The organism is Halomonas sp. DP5N14-9 (assembly GCF_019802175.1).
Lineage (GTDB): Bacteria > Pseudomonadota > Gammaproteobacteria > Pseudomonadales > Halomonadaceae > Halomonas > Halomonas litopenaei.
This window is the reverse complement of the sequence record NZ_JAHVHR010000020.1, coordinates 106,117-125,072: the sequence shown is the minus strand read 5'-3', so window position 1 is coordinate 125,072 and position 18,956 is coordinate 106,117. Positions and strand designations below refer to the sequence as shown.

Here is an 18,956-nt window from a genome sequence, read left to right as displayed (position 1 = left end):
GTGGAGTGGACCCCATTCGTCGGACCACCTGAGAGGTCATCTAAGCTCGGATCAGTAGGTCATTGGCGTCAGGCCGCCTGGGTCAGTGATGGCGAGAAGTAGACTTCATCTGGCGTCGCATCATCAAGGCCTTGGTGAGGACGTTCAGCGTTGTACCAGGAGAAGTATCGCGTCAGTTCCTTGCGCCACTGCATCCCGTCGAAGAAGGCGTGCAGATAGATACTCTCGTACTTCACGCTGCGCCAAAGTCGCTCGACGAAAATGTTGTCCTGGTAGCTCCCTTTGCCATCCATGCTGATCTTCACATGATGATCCTTCAAGACGTCGGTGAACGCTTCAGAGGTGAACTGGCACCCCTGATGAGTATTGAAGATCTCCGGCGCTCCATGACGTTCCAACGCCTCCTGCAGGGCATCGACACAGAAGTCTGTGTCCAGGGTACTGGATACCCGCCAGGCCAGCACACGATGACTGTGCCAGTCCATGATCGCCACCAGATACATGGACCCTCGCGCCATCGGGAAGTACGTGATATCCGTTGCCCACACCTGGTTGGGACGATGGATGTCCAGCCCCCGCGGGAGGTAGGGTACACATTATGGTCCTGATTCACTCTGGTCGTTCGCGGCCTCGGGTACACGGCATGCAAGCCCATCAGACCATCAGCCGCTGTACTCGCTTGCGATTCACCAGGTGCCCGCTGCGTCTAAGGTAGGCCTTCATACGTCGCGATCCGTAGACGGGCGCCCGAAGATATTCCTCGTCCATCAGTCGCATTAGCTCGAGATCTTCGGCGCTCACCGGTCGTGGACGGTAGTAGGCCGTGGAATGGCTGATACCAAGCATCTGGCATTGCCGACGAAGGCTCACTGGGTGGTTGGGCTCCATCATGGCTTGGCGCTGCGCCCGACTTAACGATCGAACCCTCGTGATAAAAAATCCCGTTCTACCGTGAGCTTACCGATCTCTCGGTGGAGGGCGTCGATCTCCTCCTGGCTCTTGTGAGCGGCTTTGCCGTCCTTGCCGTCAAAAAGCCCAGAAGCCTTCTCCTGCAGCTCGCGCTTCCATTGGCTTGCCTGAGTGGGATGAACACCAAAAGCGGGCGGCAAGCTCTGAAGTGGTCTGATCGCCCTTCAGGGCAGCGAGCGGGACCTTGGCCTTGAACTCACCGCTGTGCTGTCGACGTTTCCTGCTCATGATCAGGGTCTCCTGGTCGGTTTAATCAGAGCTTAGCGCCTGGTCTGAAATCTGGGGGCCACTTCAGTGTTGATTGTGTGATCTGGCAAGATCAATCAACAGGATACGCCACCCTCCCTTTGCTCTCCTGCACATCAGAAACCACTATAACTCCTTGCGTACACTCGGCCGCAAAAATATTTTTGACGTACATTGGAACTTTATTTGCTCAGCTTCGATACTTTCCGTGTGGCGGATAGGAATTGGTACGAATTACGGGAAACAGAAATTCACGAAAGCTATAAGTGCATTACCTACTAGAGACAATGGTTGTTATAGAGTTTTGCGGCCGATCGTCAAATAGCTGGAGGAAAACATGTACTTGGATGAAGATGAGGGACAGTGGACATACCTAGATGAGAGTGCCCAAAAGAAGATAGTCACGAAGTTGAATAGTTACTTGGAAACTACGCTCAGCATCAAGGAGGCATTGGGCTATGGTAATCGAAAGGATGATAAAAATAACACCAGCCAGATGAGTGAACATAGACTAGAGGTGGAAGAAGTCCAGTATCGACCACTGGATTTCTACAAAAAGTATAGCGAGCAGGGGAGTGAGAAGGAATCAGCGAACGGAGGCTGGACGCTTTATCGATTTCTTTGTGATATTTCCAATGACCCGGACCTGAAGGATGGCTACGAAGAGAAAGCATATTTGTTTGCAGTAAGATCTCCAGAGGATAACAGTAGAAGGAGTGAGGAAGGTGAGGAAGGTGAGGAAGGTGAGGAAGAATGGACACTGCTCGACTGGACTTCGGAGCCACTCCATCACCTCAACAAGAGAGCCATAGATAATATGAGCAAGGAGGACATCAGAGACTATCTTGTTTTCTTCTGTAGTTTCCTTGGGAGTGATGAAGACGACTATGCTGTGACACCATTTATGATTCCCCGCTCGTCCGGCGACCTTTCCTTAAACGAAGTGCCGGATACGCTGTACGAGGACGCATTAAGCAGAAGTCTTTCGACTTTCACTCTAGTTGAGGAAGGGGGCTTGAACGAAAGTGACAAGCATGATCCGAGCGATCGAGCCAATGGAGACGGGGATGAGCATACTTTTAAAATAAAAGAATATAAAAAGAGTAATGATACTAATGAATCTATCGAAAGGTTTTTTTTAGATTCTTTAGGTAAAAAGATAACAAACCCTCCTTTTCCAAAAAATGCCTCAGAGGATGATGAAAAAAAAGGGAGGTCAGTTTTCGAGGGTGTTCTCGTCTGGTATAGGAATATTCTGTTCAGGTGCGAATTCTGGGTTTATCCTGATGGTAGAGTGGAAATGCGCAACGACAAGGTGGTCGTCGATGCTGAATCCCTTTCAATTCCGCGCTGGGATGTGAAAAAACATCGTTCATTGTTGCCACTACTATGCCAACAATCACAAATTAAACAAATCTTCGCCCATGAATTTCTTGGTCTCATCCAGCGTAGGCCAAGCTCCGTTGAAAGTCGGACTGGCCACAAGACTGTGCTCCGCGGGTTAAGAGTGAACGGTGATGTAGAGGCTTCGTGTGTTTTTGATGAAGGCATTCGGCTTGAAAATGTAGAATTTAGTGGAAACGTTGATTTTAGTGATTCTGTGTTCGAAGGCACGCTGGAGTTGATAGGTTGTCGCTTTCTGGAGCGGTTGATTTTACGAAATGCAGTAATTAAAGGCGCCCTGCATATGGAGGAATTACAATGTCTTGGGGCCCTGACAGAAAAAGATCCAGAGAAATGGAAGCCTACATTTGACTGCCGCGGCTTGAGGGTCAAGGGAAACTTCTTCGCTGACCGACTGATGGTTTTTGGTGGTATACGGGGCCAGTGGGCAAGGATCGGCGGGGCCCTGTGTGTAAGAGGATTGCAAGTATTTAAGCGCCCTGATGCTGGTGATAGAAAAGCTGTCGATTTTTCTCATGCGATAGTGGAAGGACCTTTTGATCTGCGTGGTCAGGCGCCAGTCACTGATTCTAATACACCGGGTCGTCAACGACGTACTATTGTTGACGGAGACTTGGTGCTTAGAGGCACAAGGGCATGGCATCTAGATCTTAGAGGAGTCCGGGTGGAGGGAAGGGTTGACATCGGTTCGTGCGAGATTACTGGTGATATGAATTTGGGAATTAAAGAACTCGGTGTTAATAGCAACCAGTACTGGCGAGTGCGCGCGAACAGTCTTGATGTAAGTCGAAGTCGAGTGGAATTGTTGAATCTCTCAGGTGCCAGAATTAAAGGTCCATTGAATTCCAGTAATATACGCCTGAATGGATCATTTCTCGCGAGGTTGACGAGTTTTTATCGCACCAGGATAGATGGACGAGTCGATCTTTCTGGCTCTGAAGTAAAAGGAGACGTCGACTTTGATGGTTCAGAGGTGAAGCAGGGGATTCGATTCATTACTGGCTCGTGTGGTCGGCTGAGGCTTGGTGCGGCGCCGTGCAAGAATAAGGAAAAGCTGTCTATTCAGTCCGCTGAAATTCGATCGGTATTGCTGATGGATCTACGAATTGAGGCTGGCATCGATGCAATAGGACTACGCACAAGGAGTTCTACAAGGGACATCGCGGATGAGGGAAAAAAACTGTCAGATGCAGAAGGTTTTGTTGTTCTGGGGACCTGCCTTGGTGGTGGCCTGAGGTTCTGGCGGCAAGATGCGAAGGAGTATTACTTGTTGCGTTTTAATGACATTCTAGGTTGTGAAAATAAAAAGGAGCTAGAAAGTAAAATAAATGAAATAGAAGAGAACGTTGGTGAGATAGAGGCTATCATTAAAGGAGACCTCGATCTTCGAGGACTTCAGACGGGCGGGACGGTGAATCTGGGACATTGTGATGTTGATAGGGATATTAGGCTTGAAGGGGCAAAAATCGGTGGGAAGCTTCGAGCTACAGAACTGTGCCATGCGCGTGGAGTATATGCGGATCTTGTTCGTATCGAAGGAAGTGCCGAATTGTTTGGTCTTTCTCTTGACAAGAGCCTTTTTGCTCGCGACGGTAGGGTAGAGGGCTGTGTTCTTTTGCCGGCAACTAATGCATGGTCCTGTGGCATGGGTGCAACCGATTCAGCCATCCAAGGTAAAGTTGTCCTTTCCGGCACGCAGGTTTCAGCAAGTCTTGTTATCCAAAGACAAGGATTGGCATCGGTAAATGAAGAAATGGATCCTATTAAAAGAGAAAGCGATTCGAATGAGCGAGAAGGTGATGACAGAGCAAGAATCAACCTTTCTCGCTGTAAAATCGAGCAACTCTGCATCTTTGGGTTTGAAGAAGATAATGGGGAATACACATTTGGCGAGGTTCTTTTTGATCTTCAGGCCATTCAGGTGGGGGATTGGTATTTTAAGAAAAATGCGCATGTTCGGGCATTGTTAAGGGAAACATTCCCATTTGATGCTGGCAACTATGTTGATATCGAACATCGACTCGCACTGATTGGCGACAAGCCTTTGGCCGACGCTATCTATAGAGATATGCGGAAAAGACAGCATCAGGAGAGGGTGCTAAAGTGTGATTGGGAAAAGAAGTGTTTTGTAGCACCTTTATGGGAGCCTTTCTGCGAATTTTGTCTTGGGTTGAGGAGGCTTATCGGCGCTATTTGGAAACACTTTTTTAACTTTATGGTTGTGCTTGCCTATTACAGTAGAATGGTTTTTTCTCGACACGGAACTTGGCCATGGCTAATGGCTGTGTGGCTATTTGCGTCGACTATTCCCATGACTTTCGTACTTTATGATTCAAGAAATGTTGAACTTCCTCTTGTAAAGGATAGAGAAGCTAAACATCCGGCGAGCTATCCTTTTTCCGATGGTCGTGTATATTCCCTGGAAGATGACTGGGGAATAGGAAAAGCCATTGGACTTTCTTTGAGCTATGCAGTCCCGTTTTACGGTGGTTCTCGTCCAGAGGTAGTTCGTGCTCGATTGAATGGTGCCATCTGTTTTTTTTGGGAGAAGAGAGACCGTAAAAGGCAAAGCTGCCCGGTTTACCTTCCTCACTGGTTATCGCCATCCCCGCACGGTTTGGCTATGTTAATTTCCATCATCCAGTTTTTTCTGTGGATATTTGTCGCAGCGAACCTCCCTACCATCATTCGACGCCGTTCCTGAATATCAGACGATGCGGGCAACGATGCGGCCAAGCAGATACTACTGCTGATGAGGCCGGAAAGCGGTACGGATATGGGCCCGTTCAAGCGCCACAGGGCAGCACGCGCTGCCCTGCGTGTGTGAGTGGTGACTTATCCGAGCACGCCCTGGCTACGCAGGTAGTCGTCGTAGCTGCCGCTGAAGTCGACGATGCCATCGTCCTTCATCTCGATGACGCGGGTGGCCAGTGAGCCGACGAATTCGCGGTCGTGGCTGACGAAGATCAGGGTGCCGGGATAGTGCTCGAGCGCCAGGTTGAGCGCCTCGATGGACTCCATGTCGAGGTGGTTGGTGGGCTCGTCCATCACCAGCACGTTGGGGTTCTGCAGCGAGAGCTTGCCGAACAGCATGCGTCCCTGTTCGCCGCCTGAAATCACCTTCACCGACTTGCCGATATCATCATTGGAGAACAGCATCCGCCCGAGGGCGCCGCGCACGATCTGTTCACCGGCGGTGGTCCACTGCTGCATCCATTCGAACAGGGTTTCGCCCCCCTCGAAGTCCGCCGCGTGGTCCTGGGCGAAATAGCCCACTTCGGCGGCGTCGGTCCATTTGACCTCACCGGCATCGGGCTCCATCGCGCCGACCAGGCAGTTGAGCAGGGTGGTCTTGCCGATGCCGTTGGGGCCGATGATGGCGACCCGCTCTCCGGCTTCGATACGCAACCCGAAGCGCTCGAACAGGACATTGTCGTCCCAGGCCTTGGACAGCGCTTCCACTTCCAGCGCCTGGCGGTGGATCTTCTTGTTCTGCTCGAAGCGAATGAACGGACTGATCCGTGACGACGGCTTGATCTCGTCAAGCTGGATCTTGTCGATCCTGCGCTGGCGTGAGGTCGCCTGCTTGGCCTTGGAGGCATTGGCCGAGAAGCGACTGACGAACTGCTTGAGCTCGGCAATTTCTGCCTTTTTCTTGGCGTTTTCGGACTGCAGACGTTCACGCGCCTGGGTGGCCGCAGTCATGTACTCGTCATAGTTGCCGGGGAACAGCTGCAGCTCGCCGTAGTCCAGATCCGCCATGTGCGTGCACACACTATTCAGGAAGTGGCGATCGTGGGAGATGATGATCATGGTCGACGAGCGCGCCCGAAGAATGTCCTCGAGCCAGCGAATCGTGTTGATGTCCAGGTGGTTGGTCGGCTCATCGAGCAGCAGCACATCGGGGTCGCTGAACAGCGCCTGGGCCAGCAGTACGCGCAGTTTCCAGCCCGGTGCCAGCACACTCATCGGCTGGTCGTGCTGCTCAAGCGGAATCCCCAGACCCAGCAGCAGCTCACCGGCACGAGCCTCGGCGGTGTAGCCGTCGAGCTCGGCGTAGCGGACTTCGAGGTCTGCCACCGCCATGCCGTCTTCTTCGCTCATCTCGGCCTGGGAGTAGATGCGCTCGCGCTCAGCGGTCACGCTCCAGAGTTCTTCGTTGCCCATGATGACGGTGTCGATGACACGTTCGTCCTCGAAGGCGAACTGGTCCTGGCGCAACTTGCCCAGGCGAGTGGTGGCGTCCTTCATCACCTGGCCGCTGGTCGGCTCGAGGTCGCCCCCGAGGATCTTCATCAGGGTCGACTTGCCACAGCCGTTGGCGCCGATCAGACCGTAGCGGTGGCCCTGGCCGAATTTGACAGAAACGTTTTCAAACAGCGGCTTGGGGCCAAACTGCATGGTGATGTTGGCGGTAGAGAGCACGGCGGAGTATCTCGCGGGATGAACATGAATGAGAGACTTGGGCCGGCACGGCAAGGGGCTTCGACCAAAGTGGAGGGCGCATTGTACGCGTCTGACCCGCTGGCTAGCTACTGGGGTCCCAGACTGACACACAGGAATGTGGGAGACAGGAGGCGACTTGGCATCTGCCTGCCGATTCCCTCACCATATCCCCTTCAGATCACCGCACCCTTCGCGGCGCGCTCGCCAACCGCCTGCCTTGCACTGGATGGCTGGTGCTATCTGCCGTTGTCTGCCGCTGTCTGTCACCCCAGGGGCGTCCCTGCAAACTACCCGGCCCATCACATCTTCTGCCTATGAACCCCAACCCCGCTTCCATGAAGTCGCTGATCGCCTTCGAGACCACGGCCCGGCTCGGCTCCATGACCGCCGCCGCGGAGGCCGAGCGAACCACCCAGCCGACCATCTCCCAGCGAATCCGGGGGCTGGAGGAATACCTGGGGTTGGTACTGTTCGACCGGCACGGCGGCCGGCTGAGCCTGACCGTCGAGGGCGAGCGCTTCTACCGCGAGATGGCGCCGAGTCTCACCACCCTCAGAGACACCTGTGATCGCTTCGTGCGCCACGGCCAGGGGCCAGCGCCAACGGTCGTCATCGCAGCCGACGCGGGTTTTACCCACCTGTGGCTGTTGCCTCGGCTACCGGCGCTCAAGCGGGCCTTTCCCGACTTCAGCTTTCACCTGATGCCGATCGACCGCTCGGACGATCCGCAGCTGCTGGCCGCCGACATCGCGATTCGTTTCGGGCCTTATCTGCCCCAGGAAGAAGGGCAGTTGGTGGCCCGGGAGGCGGTCTTCCCGGTGTGCAGCCCAGACTACGCGCAGGCACATGGGCTATCAGGCCCCCTGTCAGCACAGGACCTGTCACGGCTCTCGCTGTTGCACCAGGACATCAGGAATCCGCGCTGGCTGGACTGGGCCCAGTGGTGCCGCCATGCGGGGCTCACTCCACCCCCGGCGGAGGATATCTTCGCCTACCACAACTACGCGCTGTTGCTGAACGCGGCGCTGGCGCATCAGGGCGTGGCGCTGGGCTGGTCGAACCTGGTCGAGGAGTATCTGGTCACCGGCCAGCTCACTGCCTTGGGACCGCAGGTCACGCGGGAAGACTATGGCTACTGGCTGAGCGTCAAGCACCAGCGCAGCGCGGTCACGGAGCCGGTCAAGGACTGGCTGCTGGACGCGGTGCATCGTGGTGAGGGAGCCACCTCGGGAGACCCGGGGCGGTTGCGCTGAGGGGGCGCCAGATCGGGGCTGATAAGACGCACTGACGCAAAGCAGGGCATGCGTTGGGCGTGGATGCGTTCGCCATGGTGATGGCAAAGGTGCAGAGAGGGAGAGGGGGAGAGAGGAAGAGAGGTGACGAGGATAGAGAGGGGCGGGGTCCAGGACCCCGTGCCCGATGTGGGCACGGGGCGGCCTGTCAGCGCCGGCGCGGGCGCAGTCGGAACCCTTGGCGATAGGGATCGCCCGGTTCGCGGAACAGCGAGAGCAGCACGCCGAGGGTCATGACCAGGATGACCACGCTGACCGGCAGGGCGGCAGCGATCAGGGCGGTCTGCAGGGCGGAAAGCCCACCGACCACCAGCAGCACGGCGGCCACCAGGCCGATCACCACACCCCAGAAGACGCGGAACAGCTTGGGCGGATCGTCATCGCCCAGCGACAGGATGGTGGTCAGCACCAGGGTGCCGGAGTCGGATGAGGTGATGAACCAGCTCATCAGCAGGAACACCATCATGGCCGACAGCACCCAGCCGAAGACGCCAGAGCCGACGATCCCGTCCGCGGTGGCGAACAGCGCAGACGGCAGATCCCAGGCGCGCACCATCTCCATGATGCCGGCAGTGCCGGCGCCACCGGCGGCGTTCAGCTCCTGGTGGATGGCGTTACCGCCGAAGATGACCAGCCAGACAAAGGCCAGCAGCGTCGGTACCAGCAGCACACCGAGGACGAATTCGCGCAGGGTGCGGCCCTTGGAGATGCGCGCGATGAACAGCCCGACGAAGGGAGCCCAGGCGAGCCACCAGCCCCAGTAGAAGATGGTCCAGGCCTGCTGCCATTCGCTGGTACCGGATTGCTCGGCGTACCACAGGCCCATGGGAATGACCTCGGTGGCGTAGTCCGCCAGCGTTTCGCCGAAGGTCTGGATCAGCCACAGGGTCGGCCCGCCGAACAGGAAGATGCCGATCACCACCGCGGATACCCAGATGTTGAGCACCGAGATGATGCGGATGCCCTTCTGCACGCCGCTGACCACCGAGATGATCGACAGCGTCGAGATCACCGCGATCAGCACCAGTTGGGTCGGCAGGCCATCGTCGATGCCGAACAACTTTTCCAGTCCCACGCCCATCTGACTGACGCCGAGTCCCAGCGAGGTGGCCACACCAAACACGCAGCCCAGCACGCCGAATATGTCGAACAGATGCCCGGCGGGCCCGAAGATGCGGTCGCCGATAAAGGGGTACAGCGCCGATCTTAACGCCAGCGGCAGGCCCTTGCGGTAGGCGAAGTAGGCCAGCGACATGCCGACGATGACGTAGATCGCCCAGCCGTGCAGTCCCCAATGGAAGACCGTCACCCGCAGCGCGTCGATGGCGCGCTCATGCCCGATGGCGGTGGCCCCGGCCATGTCGGCGTGGGGGTTGTTGGGGTAGCCGAAGGAGTCGGTATTATCGAGATAGAAGATCGGCTCGGCGACACCGAAGAACAGGATGCCGATACCGATGCCGGCGGAGAACAGCATCGAGAACCAGGCGAAGTTGCTGAACTCCGGTCGGCTGTCGTCGGTGCCCAGACGGATGCTGCCGTAGCGACTGCAGACGATAAAGGCGCAGACCACCAGCAGGGCGACCACGGTCACCAGGTAGTAGCCGCTGAAGGTGCCCTCGATCCAGGCGCGTGCGGTGCCGAAGACCACGGCGGCGGTGTCGGAACTGAGACCGGTGAACAGTACGAAGAGCAGGATCAGTGCCCCTGACGTGATCGTCATGCCGCGGTGCATGCCCTGGAAGGGGCCGCGTTGTTCGAGTTCGGTCACCTTGTAGTCGGTGCCCATTACCGCGTGGGGATTGTCGTCGGGGGGAGACCCCGGGGAAGATGATTCTGGAGTAGCGATAGTCTGTGTCCTCTTGAGCCGGACCTCGGGCCGGCGATCCCGCTGCCGCTACCGTGAGCGGCCTTGTCGGCGCGGCGGCTAGGGGCGAGCCGCCGCGTCAGACCTGTGGCTCATGGCTCCAGCGGATGCTCCTCGCCGATCACCTCCGGATCGAAGGGCTGGCGAGCGAAGATGCGCCGCAGCATGGGCTCGAAGTGTTCCAGTGGTGGCGTCGGATAGTCCGGATCGAACGCCGCCTGATCGTAGCGTTCACAGAAGTCCACGCAACTCTGATACCAGGGATGGTCCTGGTAGCGATCGCGTTCGTGCGGATCCTCTCCGAAGTGGTGCGCATAGTACACTTTTTGGAACAGTCCGTGGTGATGGATCACCCAGGTCACTTCGGCGCGCACATAGGGCCGGATGATGGCGGCGGCTAGCTGGGAGTGGTTGTAGGGCGCCAGGTCGTCACCGAGGTCGTGCAGCAGCGCGGCCACGATCATGTCCTCGTCGGCACCGTCGGCTTCGGCCCGTGCCGCCGACTGCAGCGAGTGTTCCAGGCGCGTCACCTGGTAGCCGCTCAGGCTGTTCTCGAGTCGGCGCAGCGCGTCCAGCAGGCGGTCGACTAACCCCTGGTTGAAGTTATCTTCGAGTTGCTCGAGAAAGACGTATTCCTCCCGAGTCCCGTCCTTCATCTGGCGAAACGTGACCTTTTCCATTCAGGCGACCTCCTCGATGGACGCATGTTGCTTCAAGAGACTGGCGAAACGCTCCCGCGGGCCGTCGGTATCCAGGTAGCAACCCTGCAGGTGGCGCTGTCCTTCGTTGCTGTCATAGCTGGTACGGCCGTGTAGTACGCGACTGTTGTCGAACAGCATCAGTTCGCCGGCGCCGAGCGCGAAGCGTACCTCGTAGGTCGGGTCGGCAAACAGCTCGCCAAGGCGCTGGCGGGCGCGGTGGAACAGCCGTGTCTCGGCGTCGGAGAGCAGCGGCAGGCCATCCAGGCGCGGGCTGTAGTGAACGCCGGTGGGGCGACCGTCGTCATCGGTCTGGATCATGGTGCGCTGGGTCACCAGCTGGGTGCCGGCGTCGACGAAGCGAAAGCGTACCGGGGTATGTTTCAGTAGCTCGTAGCCCTCGGGGGTCTCCTGGCGTAGCCGCTCGAGAACCTTGAGGCTGTCGACCAGGGTGGACAGGCCGCCGCTGGTCTCGTTGACCAGACAGTGCAGCAGCTGGATACCCGGCACCGGGTTGCGGTAGGGGTTGTCGGTGTGGGGACCAAGCGCCACGCTGCGATAGGCCAGGTCATTGCCGCTGGGGCGTGAATAGACCTCGAAATAGCGACCGAAGTTGGTTTCCTTGACGTAGCCATAGTGGCTGCCGACCTGAAGGATGCGTTCCGGGTCGGTGGGTACCTTGTAAAGCACCAGATAGCCGTAGCGTAGATAGGCATCCAGTGACTCGCGAAAGACGTCGGGGTCGTCAAGCACCTGGGTCCAGTCAAAGCGCACCTTGTTCTGGTCGAGCGAGGCGTCCCAGGGTTCGGCGGCCGGAAACAGCTCGCTTTCACCGAGTTCCTCGGCCAGGACGCGCAGATCGTAGGTCTCGCGATGGCCGTCGCTGAAGACCAGCGCCACCTGCTGCTCATCGACCTGGGTCGCCTGGGTCAGCGTCAGATTCGCGTCGATGGCGTGGGAGTCGAACAGCCGTTGCTGGGTCATCGGCTCCAGTTGATCCGGCGCCTGGGTACGTTCGCGCAGCCACAGCGGGCTGATCTCGCGTGACTGCTGGCCGTCGACGACAACGACGGCCGGGGACTGTTCTTGGATGACGAACTCAGGGCGGGAGGTTGGCTTTCGCATCGAAGGGCTCCGGTGTCTGGCAAGCGTTCGGCGCGCATGCTGAGCCATCTCCCGGCGAAGGAGTAGAGGCGCTGGCTTATCCTCCACCATGCATTTTCTTTATACCCGTGATGGCAAAGCGCCCGGCAGTACCGGACGCCTGAGGTAGACGCTGTAATACGCGCAGAGGGGTTCATGGCCGTCAAGCTAACCTGGATTTGGCTCCAGGCGACAGCTCTCTACGGCCGCCAGTTGTCGCGAGTGTTATCCGGTGTCGAGCCTTGGCGTGAATGGTGGCGCGAGGGGTGGCGTAAGCGGCTGTCGAGACCCGCAAGAATCACGTCGTTGCGAAATTCCGCGCGCACCAGATCGTCCTGTGTCAGACACAGTGTCTTGAGTTGGGCGGACGGCTTGGAAGAGGTGGTGAGGCTGCGAGCAGGGCGGGTGGAAGTGGTCATGTCTGTCTCCTGGTCCCCTTGTGAGTCGGCAAGCGCCGACCCAGGGGTTAGGAGTCGCACGCCGCTTTAGCTGCACTTGTATTCCGCCCGCAAGTTGGTGCTTAAATCGGCGGCGTTACGTTGTTCGGTAATAAAAAGTGTTCGGGCAACAAAAAACCCGCTCAGCAATAGCTAAAGCGGGCCTCTGGCGTCGCTTTAGCTGCATTTTTTAAAGCGCCCGCAAGCTGAGATTCAAATCGGCGCAGACCCCAACCTATCCCGCAGGTGACCGGCTGTCAATGAGGTCGTAGCAGCTTGCTTGAGCGTTCTCTCGTTCCCTTCTATATGGCGATGCCGCTCGCCGAAGGCGCGGAGCTATCGAATCATCAGTGCGTAGCTCGGCCCGGGGGGCGCAGGACCGGCAACAGGCGCCCGGTGTGAAGAAAAGGGGAGAAGGAGGGGCAAGAGAGCGGCTTGACCCACGCAGGGCCGTCATTTACGTTGCAGGTACCAACTAAACTGCCTGAGACACGATGCGTCCCCAAAGCGACAGCGACAACCCTCGCGACCTCCCGAGCGGCGAGAACCTCGACCGGGATGCCCGAGCACTCTACGACGCGCTCAATCAACTGATTCGGGTCCATCAGTTTCGAGATCGCGATCGCATCTGCGGCTATGACCTCTCGGTGGCCCAGTGCTATGCCTTGGAGACCCTGGTTCATCAAGGGCCGTTGCGCCTGCAGGGGCTGGCAAGCGAAATGTACCTGGACAAGAGCACGGCGAGTCGCGTGGTGGACGCCCTGGTGCGCAAGGGACATGTCGACCGGGTTGCCGATCCAGTAGATCGACGTGCCGCGCTGATTCGCCCCACGGTGCAGGGAGAAGCGCTGTACCAGACGATTCGCGCCGACCTGATCGCTGAAGAGCGGGCGATGCTCGAAGGTCTCACCCCGGATATGCGTCAGGCGGCGCTGACCCTGATACGGCAGTTGACCCAGGCCGCGCATCGGCGCTGTGGTCCGGGGCCTGGGACCCTGAGTTCTGTAGAGGACGAGACCTGAGTTTTTTTGCCTATTTCGTTGGTACTAACAACTAAGTTCGGGTGCGATGGCATTCCTGCCTAGATGCTACTCATTGAAGGAGCGATAGATGAATCAGACAAGCGGCAGGATCGCGATTATCGGAGGCGGCCCCGTCGGGCTCGCCGCCTGCGCCCATGCGCTAGCGCATGGACTCGATCCGGTAGTCATCGAAGCGGGGACGGGCGTCGGTGAGCATCTGCGGCAGTGGGGGCATGTGCGAATGTTCACGCCCTGGGAATGTAACCTCGACGATCACGCCGCCGCACTGTTGAAGGCTTCGGGATGGCAGCCACCAGGCGGCAATGCTTGCCCGACCGGCCAGGAGCTTGTGGAGCACTATCTGGAGCCGCTGGCGAACCTGCCTGAACTCCAAGACCGCGTGCACTTGCAAAGCCGCGTGCTGGGAGTGAGCCGGACTGGTATCGATGTGCTGAAGGACAAGGGGCGCTTCGAGGCGCCGTTCGTCTTGAGGATCGAAGCCCCCGATGGCGAGCGCGACCTTTTGGCCGATGCGGTCATCGATGCCTCCGGTACCTTCGGCCAGCCCAACTGGATGGGAGCCCACGGCATGCCAGCGCTGGGGGAAGCGCGACGGGCACAGCGAGTGACCTACGGTCTGCCGGCGGTGCTGAAGGAGGGGCGCGATCGCTACGCCAACCGTCGTGTGCTGGTGGTTGGCGCCGGGCATTCGGCCTTCAATCTGCTCCGCGATCTGGCCGAGCTTGGCGAGGCAGCCCCGGATACCAGGGTGCTGTGGGCGATCCGTGGTGATTCACCGGCCAGGATGTTCTGCGGGTGCGCCGACGATCCTCTCGAGGAACGTGGTCGGCTCGGGCTGGAGGTTCAGCGCCTGGTGAGCGATGGCAGGATCGAGATCTATCCCGGGGTCAGGATCGAGCGACTCGAAAAGGGGGCCGATGGTCTGCTCATCCACGGGGAAGGTCAGAGCCTGCCGCCGGTGGACGAGGTCATCGTCGCTACCGGCTTCCGGCCGGATCTGTCGCTGTTGACCGAGCTTCGCCTCGAGCTGGATCCGGCCACCCAGAGTCCGGTTCGTCTGGCGCCGTTGATCGATCCCAACGTACACAGCTGTGGCTCGGTACCCTCCCACGGCGCCGAGGAGCTCCGCCACTCGGAGCAGGGGCTGTATATCCTGGGCATCAAGAGCTACGGCCGTGCCCCCACCTTCCTGTTGAGGACCGGTTACGAACAGGTGCGCTCGGTGGTGGCAACGCTGGCGGAAAGGGCGGCACAGCGAGAGTAGGGCGGGGCATGCCGGATGGTGAACTGCTCCGGGGTATGGCTGTCACCGTGGGTGAGTGCCCAAGAAGATGGCAAGGAGCGCCAGCCTGCCATTTTTTTTGTCGGAGCAGCAATGAGTATGGATTTTTTCTGTATTTAGCGGGAGAGCAAAGGTTTTTTTGTTTGATTCGCGATAATGCATAAACTCATTTTTAACGAAAGGTCGCTGGCTTGACATGCGGCCTTTATAGCCACCATATTGAATTGGTTAATCGATAAATTCGTTAGACAATATGAGGCAATTATGAATAACAAGAAGCCATCCTGGGTCACCTATTTTGCTCTAGCAGCAGTGGGTCTTGCAGGAACGGGAATTTCCTCGACGGCATTGGCTCAAGACCCATATACGGTGGGTATTGAAGCCTCCTTTCCGCCTTGGGCATATGTAGAAAGTGGTGAGTTCAAGGGCATTGCCATCGATGCGATGAGTGCTATCGCTGAAGATCAAGGCTTTGAGATTGAATTTCAGGACATGCCGTTCCCTTCTCTGATTCCAGCGCTGGCGGCTCAAAAGATTGATATATTGGCGACCGGGCTGACTGTGACAGAGGAGCGGGCAGAGGCCATCGATTTCAGTATACCCTGGTGGGAAACCAACGATGTTGTGTTGGTTCCTGAAGACTCTGACGCCAATGTCTTTACGGCAGTCTGCTGCGGCGCTAGTGTCGGCGTCCAAGGTGGTTCGTCTCAGCAGGCATGGATGGAAGAGAACGTTATCAATAATAGCGATGTTGACGTTTCTCTCTCCAAGTACGATAGCTACGTGACCGCTGTCGATGACATGGCGATCGGCAGGATTTCATCGGTCATTGTGGACGATACGTCCGCTCAGGAATATATCAACTCTGGCCGACCGGTAAAAATGGCTGGCAAGATCTATATTCGTGCTCCTTTGGCGCTGGCTGTCACCAAGGATGATCCGCAGGAGGTCCTGGGCAAGTTGAACCAGGGTATCATGAATATTTATGATTCTGGTGAGTGGCAGGAAATCGTAAGCAGCTATATCCCCGGGGTTGTGGCGCCTGCCATTCCTGGCCATATGCCGGATTTTGTAGATACCTATGACAAGCCGGTGAGTGGACTTCCCGAGCTCGGAAACGAATAAATCTGGCGTTATATTGCTGTAGGCGCTTCCTCGAGCGGAAGCGCCTTTTTTCATCGGGGCAGATGTCATGGATATCTATGATGTGCTTATTAGAGACTTTCCCTTTCTTTTGAAAGGGCTGGGGGTCGCGATTGCCCTCTTGTTCTGTCTTTTGGTTATAGGTTTATTTCTTGGCCTGGCTATATGCTTGATACAGCTGTACGGGCCGCGTTCTCGTTTTGTTCAGTGGCCGTTGATCGTCTACGAGCGAGTTTTTCGTGGTATTCCAATCATTATAATGCTGTTCATTTTTTTCTATGGACTATCTGGGGTATACGATATCTCCGCTTTCGCTGCGGCAGTTTTGGCAATGGGGCTAAGATCTGCTGCTTATCAATCTCAGATTTTTCGTAGTGCCTTCCAGTCTGTTCCTGAGGGCCAGATGCTGGCTGCGAGGGCGATGGGAATGTCTAGTTCCAAGGCGATTGCATATATCGTTTTACCTCAAGCCATACGACACGCAATAGGGCCTTGGACAAATGAGTTTTCATCTCAGATAAAAGAAACGTCTCTGGCGTACGTGATCGGTGTTGTCGAACTGACGCGTCAAGCTCACTATATAATTACCAGTACCCAAGGAAACGTCCTCATCGTATTTGCGGTAGTCGCTCTTCTCTATTTTATTCTAAATAGAGCCGGGAATAGTGCCCTTTATGCTTTTGAAAGGAAATTGTCGGTTCCGGGGTTCGAAAAATAAGATGAGAGATAATGATATGGACAGCGATCTGGTTCTCGATGTAAAAGATGTGAAGAAAAGCTATGGCGGTGTAGAGGTCCTGAAAGGTATCAGCTTTTCTCTTCATCGGGGTGAAACAAAAGTTCTTATTGGTCCATCCGGATCAGGAAAAAGTACGCTTTTGCGCAGTATCAACCATCTCACTCACCCCGACGATGGCAAGGTCTTCCTCAAGGGAGAAGAAGTCACCGACAGTAATATCGACAAGATGCGGGCGCGGATCGGCTTTGTTTTCCAGGATTTTAACCTGTTCTCCCATCTGACCGTCTTGGACAACGTACGAATTTGCCAAATCAGGGTAAATGGAGTCGAGAGAGATAAGGCGACTCGTCGTGCTTACGAGGAGTTGGAGCGAGTGGGGTTGTCGGACAGGGCAGATGCGTATCCGGCAGAACTCTCGGGTGGTCAGCAGCAGCGTGTGTCTATTGCAAGGGCGCTGGCGATGGACCCTGACGTGCTGCTGTTTGATGAACCTACATCAGCGTTGGACCCTGAGTTGACGGGGGAAGTGGTCAAAGTCATGCAGCAACTCGCCAGCGAGGGGATGACGATGGTCGTGGTAACTCACGAGATGAGCTTTGCACGTCAGGCTGCCGACGAGATCATCTTTATGGAGAAGGGCTATATCGTTGAGCAGGGTGACCCGCAGACCCTGTTCACAGGCGCAGAGAATGAGCGCACCAAGGCTTTCCTCAACGTCATCGCAGAGCATGGGTGAGCGCTATGATGGATTTTTTGAGCTTTGGCCTTGAGTGGCTGCCGCAACTCCTCACAGGGGTCCCGATCACCCTCGCCCTCTGGGTGATTGCGATCACGCTCGGTTTCTTTCTCGGGCTTGCGCTGTGTTGGGCGCGTGTCTACGGCGGGCGAGTCTGGTACTGGATCAGTACCGCATATATAGAGCTTTTTCGCGGGACGCCGATGCTGGTCCAGATGTTCTTTATTTATCTGGGTCTCCCCCACGTAGGCATTGTCTTTGATGCTTTCACCTCCGCGGTGATCGCCATCACCTTGAACAGTGCCGCCTACCAGGCAGAGTACTTTCGTGGTTCGATCCTGTCGGTGCCTTCAGGGCAATTGACCGCCGCAAGGGCGTGCGGGATGAGCAAATGGCAGGCTATCCGACACGTCATGTTGCCGCAGGCGTTGCGGAGGGTGATACCTCAGTGGTCCAACGAAGCGATCATCGAGCTCAAGTTCACTTCCATTGCCTATACCATCGGCGTGGTTGAGATTACGGCAATTGCTCAGGATATCGGCTCGAGAACATTGGACTTTTTCCACGTCTTTCTCTGGGCAGGGATCATCTATCTCGTGCTGACGTCCAGTGTGGCAAGCCTGCTTGGCTGGGTCGAGCGGAAGACCTGGGTGCCTGGGGTGACCACTCAGTGAGCCCGAGAGGCGTCTGGAGCCTCGCAGTGGACCAGTAGTGAGCTACCGAAGTCGCTACATCAAGCGCCCCCGGTGAGCAAGTGGTTGCTCATCGGGGGCGCGTCTGTTCTGGCGACGTCGCCTCAGGCGGTGGCGAGGGGCGCCGGGCGTTCCAGGGTCAGCAGGGTGTCGTGGTCGCGCAGTCGATAGAGGGTGTAGCAGGCGGCCAGCATCGGCAGGGCGGCGAAGAACAGCATATGGCCGAAGGGATCGGTCACCATCGCCGGGATGGTCACCAGCGTCGAGACGCCGTGTACCAGCAGCACGCCACCATAGCTTATGCGCTTGAAGCTGCCGCTGACGAAGGCCAGGATCAGCACCAGTTCGAGCACACCTAGCGCCACCACGACGGCGGTGCCGACGCCGGCGATGCCGAAGTACTTGTCCATGATCCCGCTGCCCTGGCTTGGATTGATGAACTTGCTCAGGGTCCAGACCAGCAGTACCAGAAAGATGCCGATACGCATCGCCAGCAGCCCGCCCTTGAGGCCCGCCATCTCGTTTCCTTCAGTGTGCATCTGAGCTTCCTTGGTCGTCTTCTAGGGGATGGCGCTCGATGGGCGAGCGCCGTGGGGGGCTGTGTCGCATCTGAAAGCGGGACCTTACAACCAGAAGAAAACTTTTCGTGCAGGAGCAGCGAAGGGGCCAGGCCATTTGCCGAGCCACAGAAAACGGAGGGGCTCAGCCGGCGACGCCCCTGGTAGCTGTTCGGACGGGGGCTACTTAGATCGGGCCTACTCGGATGGGGCTTACTCGGGCGGAGCTAGCTCGGACGGGGACTACTCGCGGGGGGCTTACTCG

General features: G+C 57.1%; 14 protein-coding genes and 1 pseudogene. 8 read left to right on the top strand and 7 right to left on the bottom strand.

What is annotated here, in order from left to right:
* Nucleotides 1-68 precede the first annotated feature (68 nt).
* Nucleotides 69-1,197 (bottom strand): annotated as a pseudogene (locus tag KUW00_RS11735) (IS3 family transposase).
* A gap of 355 nt (nt 1,198-1,552) precedes the next feature.
* Here KUW00_RS11735 and KUW00_RS11730 point away from each other — a divergent pair.
* Nucleotides 1,553-5,323 carry a pentapeptide repeat-containing protein gene (locus KUW00_RS11730; protein ID WP_222569150.1) on the top strand — a complete coding sequence of 1,257 codons (3,771 nt, stop codon included), beginning with the start codon at nt 1,553-1,555 and terminating at the stop codon, nt 5,321-5,323.
* A 131-nt stretch (nt 5,324-5,454) separates the two neighbouring features.
* On the opposite strand, the gene KUW00_RS11725 is transcribed toward KUW00_RS11730, so the two are convergent.
* Entirely contained in the window at nt 5,455-7,044 is a 1,590-nt protein-coding gene (locus KUW00_RS11725) for an ABC-F family ATPase (protein ID WP_222569149.1), read from the bottom strand.
* Nucleotides 7,045-7,400: 356 nt separating this feature from the next.
* Between KUW00_RS11725 and KUW00_RS11720 the strand changes: the two genes are divergently transcribed.
* Nucleotides 7,401-8,318 carry a LysR substrate-binding domain-containing protein gene (locus tag KUW00_RS11720; RefSeq protein ID WP_222569148.1) on the top strand — a complete coding sequence of 306 codons (918 nt, stop codon included), beginning with the start codon at nt 7,401-7,403 and terminating at the stop codon, nt 8,316-8,318.
* A 187-nt stretch (nt 8,319-8,505) separates the two neighbouring features.
* Here the strand turns inward: KUW00_RS11720 and KUW00_RS11715 are convergent, their stop codons facing one another.
* The 4 genes from KUW00_RS11715 to KUW00_RS11700 all read right to left on the bottom strand — a co-directional run bounded on the left by KUW00_RS11715 (nt 8,506) and on the right by KUW00_RS11700 (nt 12,481).
* Nucleotides 8,506-10,143, bottom strand: a complete 1,638-nt coding sequence (locus KUW00_RS11715; protein WP_181248556.1) for a BCCT family transporter — start codon at nt 10,141-10,143, stop codon at nt 8,506-8,508.
* A gap of 170 nt (nt 10,144-10,313) precedes the next feature.
* Nucleotides 10,314-10,901, bottom strand: a complete 588-nt coding sequence (locus tag KUW00_RS11710; protein ID WP_124802336.1) for an HD domain-containing protein — start codon at nt 10,899-10,901, stop codon at nt 10,314-10,316.
* Entirely contained in the window at nt 10,902-12,044 is a 1,143-nt protein-coding gene (locus tag KUW00_RS11705) for a TauD/TfdA family dioxygenase (RefSeq protein WP_222569147.1), read from the bottom strand.
* Between the two features lie 218 nt (nt 12,045-12,262).
* Nucleotides 12,263-12,481, bottom strand: a complete 219-nt coding sequence (locus tag KUW00_RS11700) for a hypothetical protein (RefSeq protein WP_108131675.1) — start codon at nt 12,479-12,481, stop codon at nt 12,263-12,265.
* A gap of 512 nt (nt 12,482-12,993) precedes the next feature.
* On the opposite strand from KUW00_RS11700, the gene KUW00_RS11695 reads away from it, so the two are divergent.
* The 6 genes from KUW00_RS11695 (at nt 12,994) to KUW00_RS11670 (ending at nt 18,116) form a co-directional block, all read left to right on the top strand.
* Nucleotides 12,994-13,521, top strand: a complete 528-nt coding sequence (locus tag KUW00_RS11695; protein ID WP_222569146.1) for a MarR family winged helix-turn-helix transcriptional regulator — start codon at nt 12,994-12,996, stop codon at nt 13,519-13,521.
* A gap of 88 nt (nt 13,522-13,609) precedes the next feature.
* Nucleotides 13,610-14,806, top strand: a complete 1,197-nt coding sequence (locus tag KUW00_RS11690) for an NAD(P)-binding domain-containing protein (RefSeq protein ID WP_222569145.1) — start codon at nt 13,610-13,612, stop codon at nt 14,804-14,806.
* Between the two features lie 282 nt (nt 14,807-15,088).
* The gene (locus KUW00_RS11685; protein WP_083970166.1) at nt 15,089-15,949 is read left to right on the top strand and encodes a transporter substrate-binding domain-containing protein; all 861 of its coding nucleotides are present in this window, start codon (nt 15,089-15,091) and stop codon (nt 15,947-15,949) included.
* A gap of 67 nt (nt 15,950-16,016) precedes the next feature.
* Nucleotides 16,017-16,685, top strand: coding sequence for an amino acid ABC transporter permease (locus tag KUW00_RS11680; RefSeq protein WP_222569144.1), 669 nt, complete (start codon nt 16,017-16,019; stop codon nt 16,683-16,685).
* Nucleotides 16,686-16,701: 16 nt separating this feature from the next.
* Nucleotides 16,702-17,442 (top strand): amino acid ABC transporter ATP-binding protein, encoded by a 741-nt coding sequence (locus KUW00_RS11675; protein ID WP_222569143.1) that lies wholly within the window; start codon nt 16,702-16,704, stop codon nt 17,440-17,442.
* 5 nt (nt 17,443-17,447) lie between these two features.
* Nucleotides 17,448-18,116, top strand: a complete 669-nt coding sequence (locus KUW00_RS11670) for an amino acid ABC transporter permease (RefSeq protein ID WP_213228380.1) — start codon at nt 17,448-17,450, stop codon at nt 18,114-18,116.
* Between the two features lie 122 nt (nt 18,117-18,238).
* Here KUW00_RS11670 and KUW00_RS11665 read toward each other — a convergent pair whose 3' ends face one another.
* A complete protein-coding gene (locus tag KUW00_RS11665; protein ID WP_045990950.1) occupies nt 18,239-18,673 on the bottom strand; it encodes a hypothetical protein in 435 nt (144 codons plus the stop codon).
* Nucleotides 18,674-18,956: the final 283 nt, after the last annotated feature.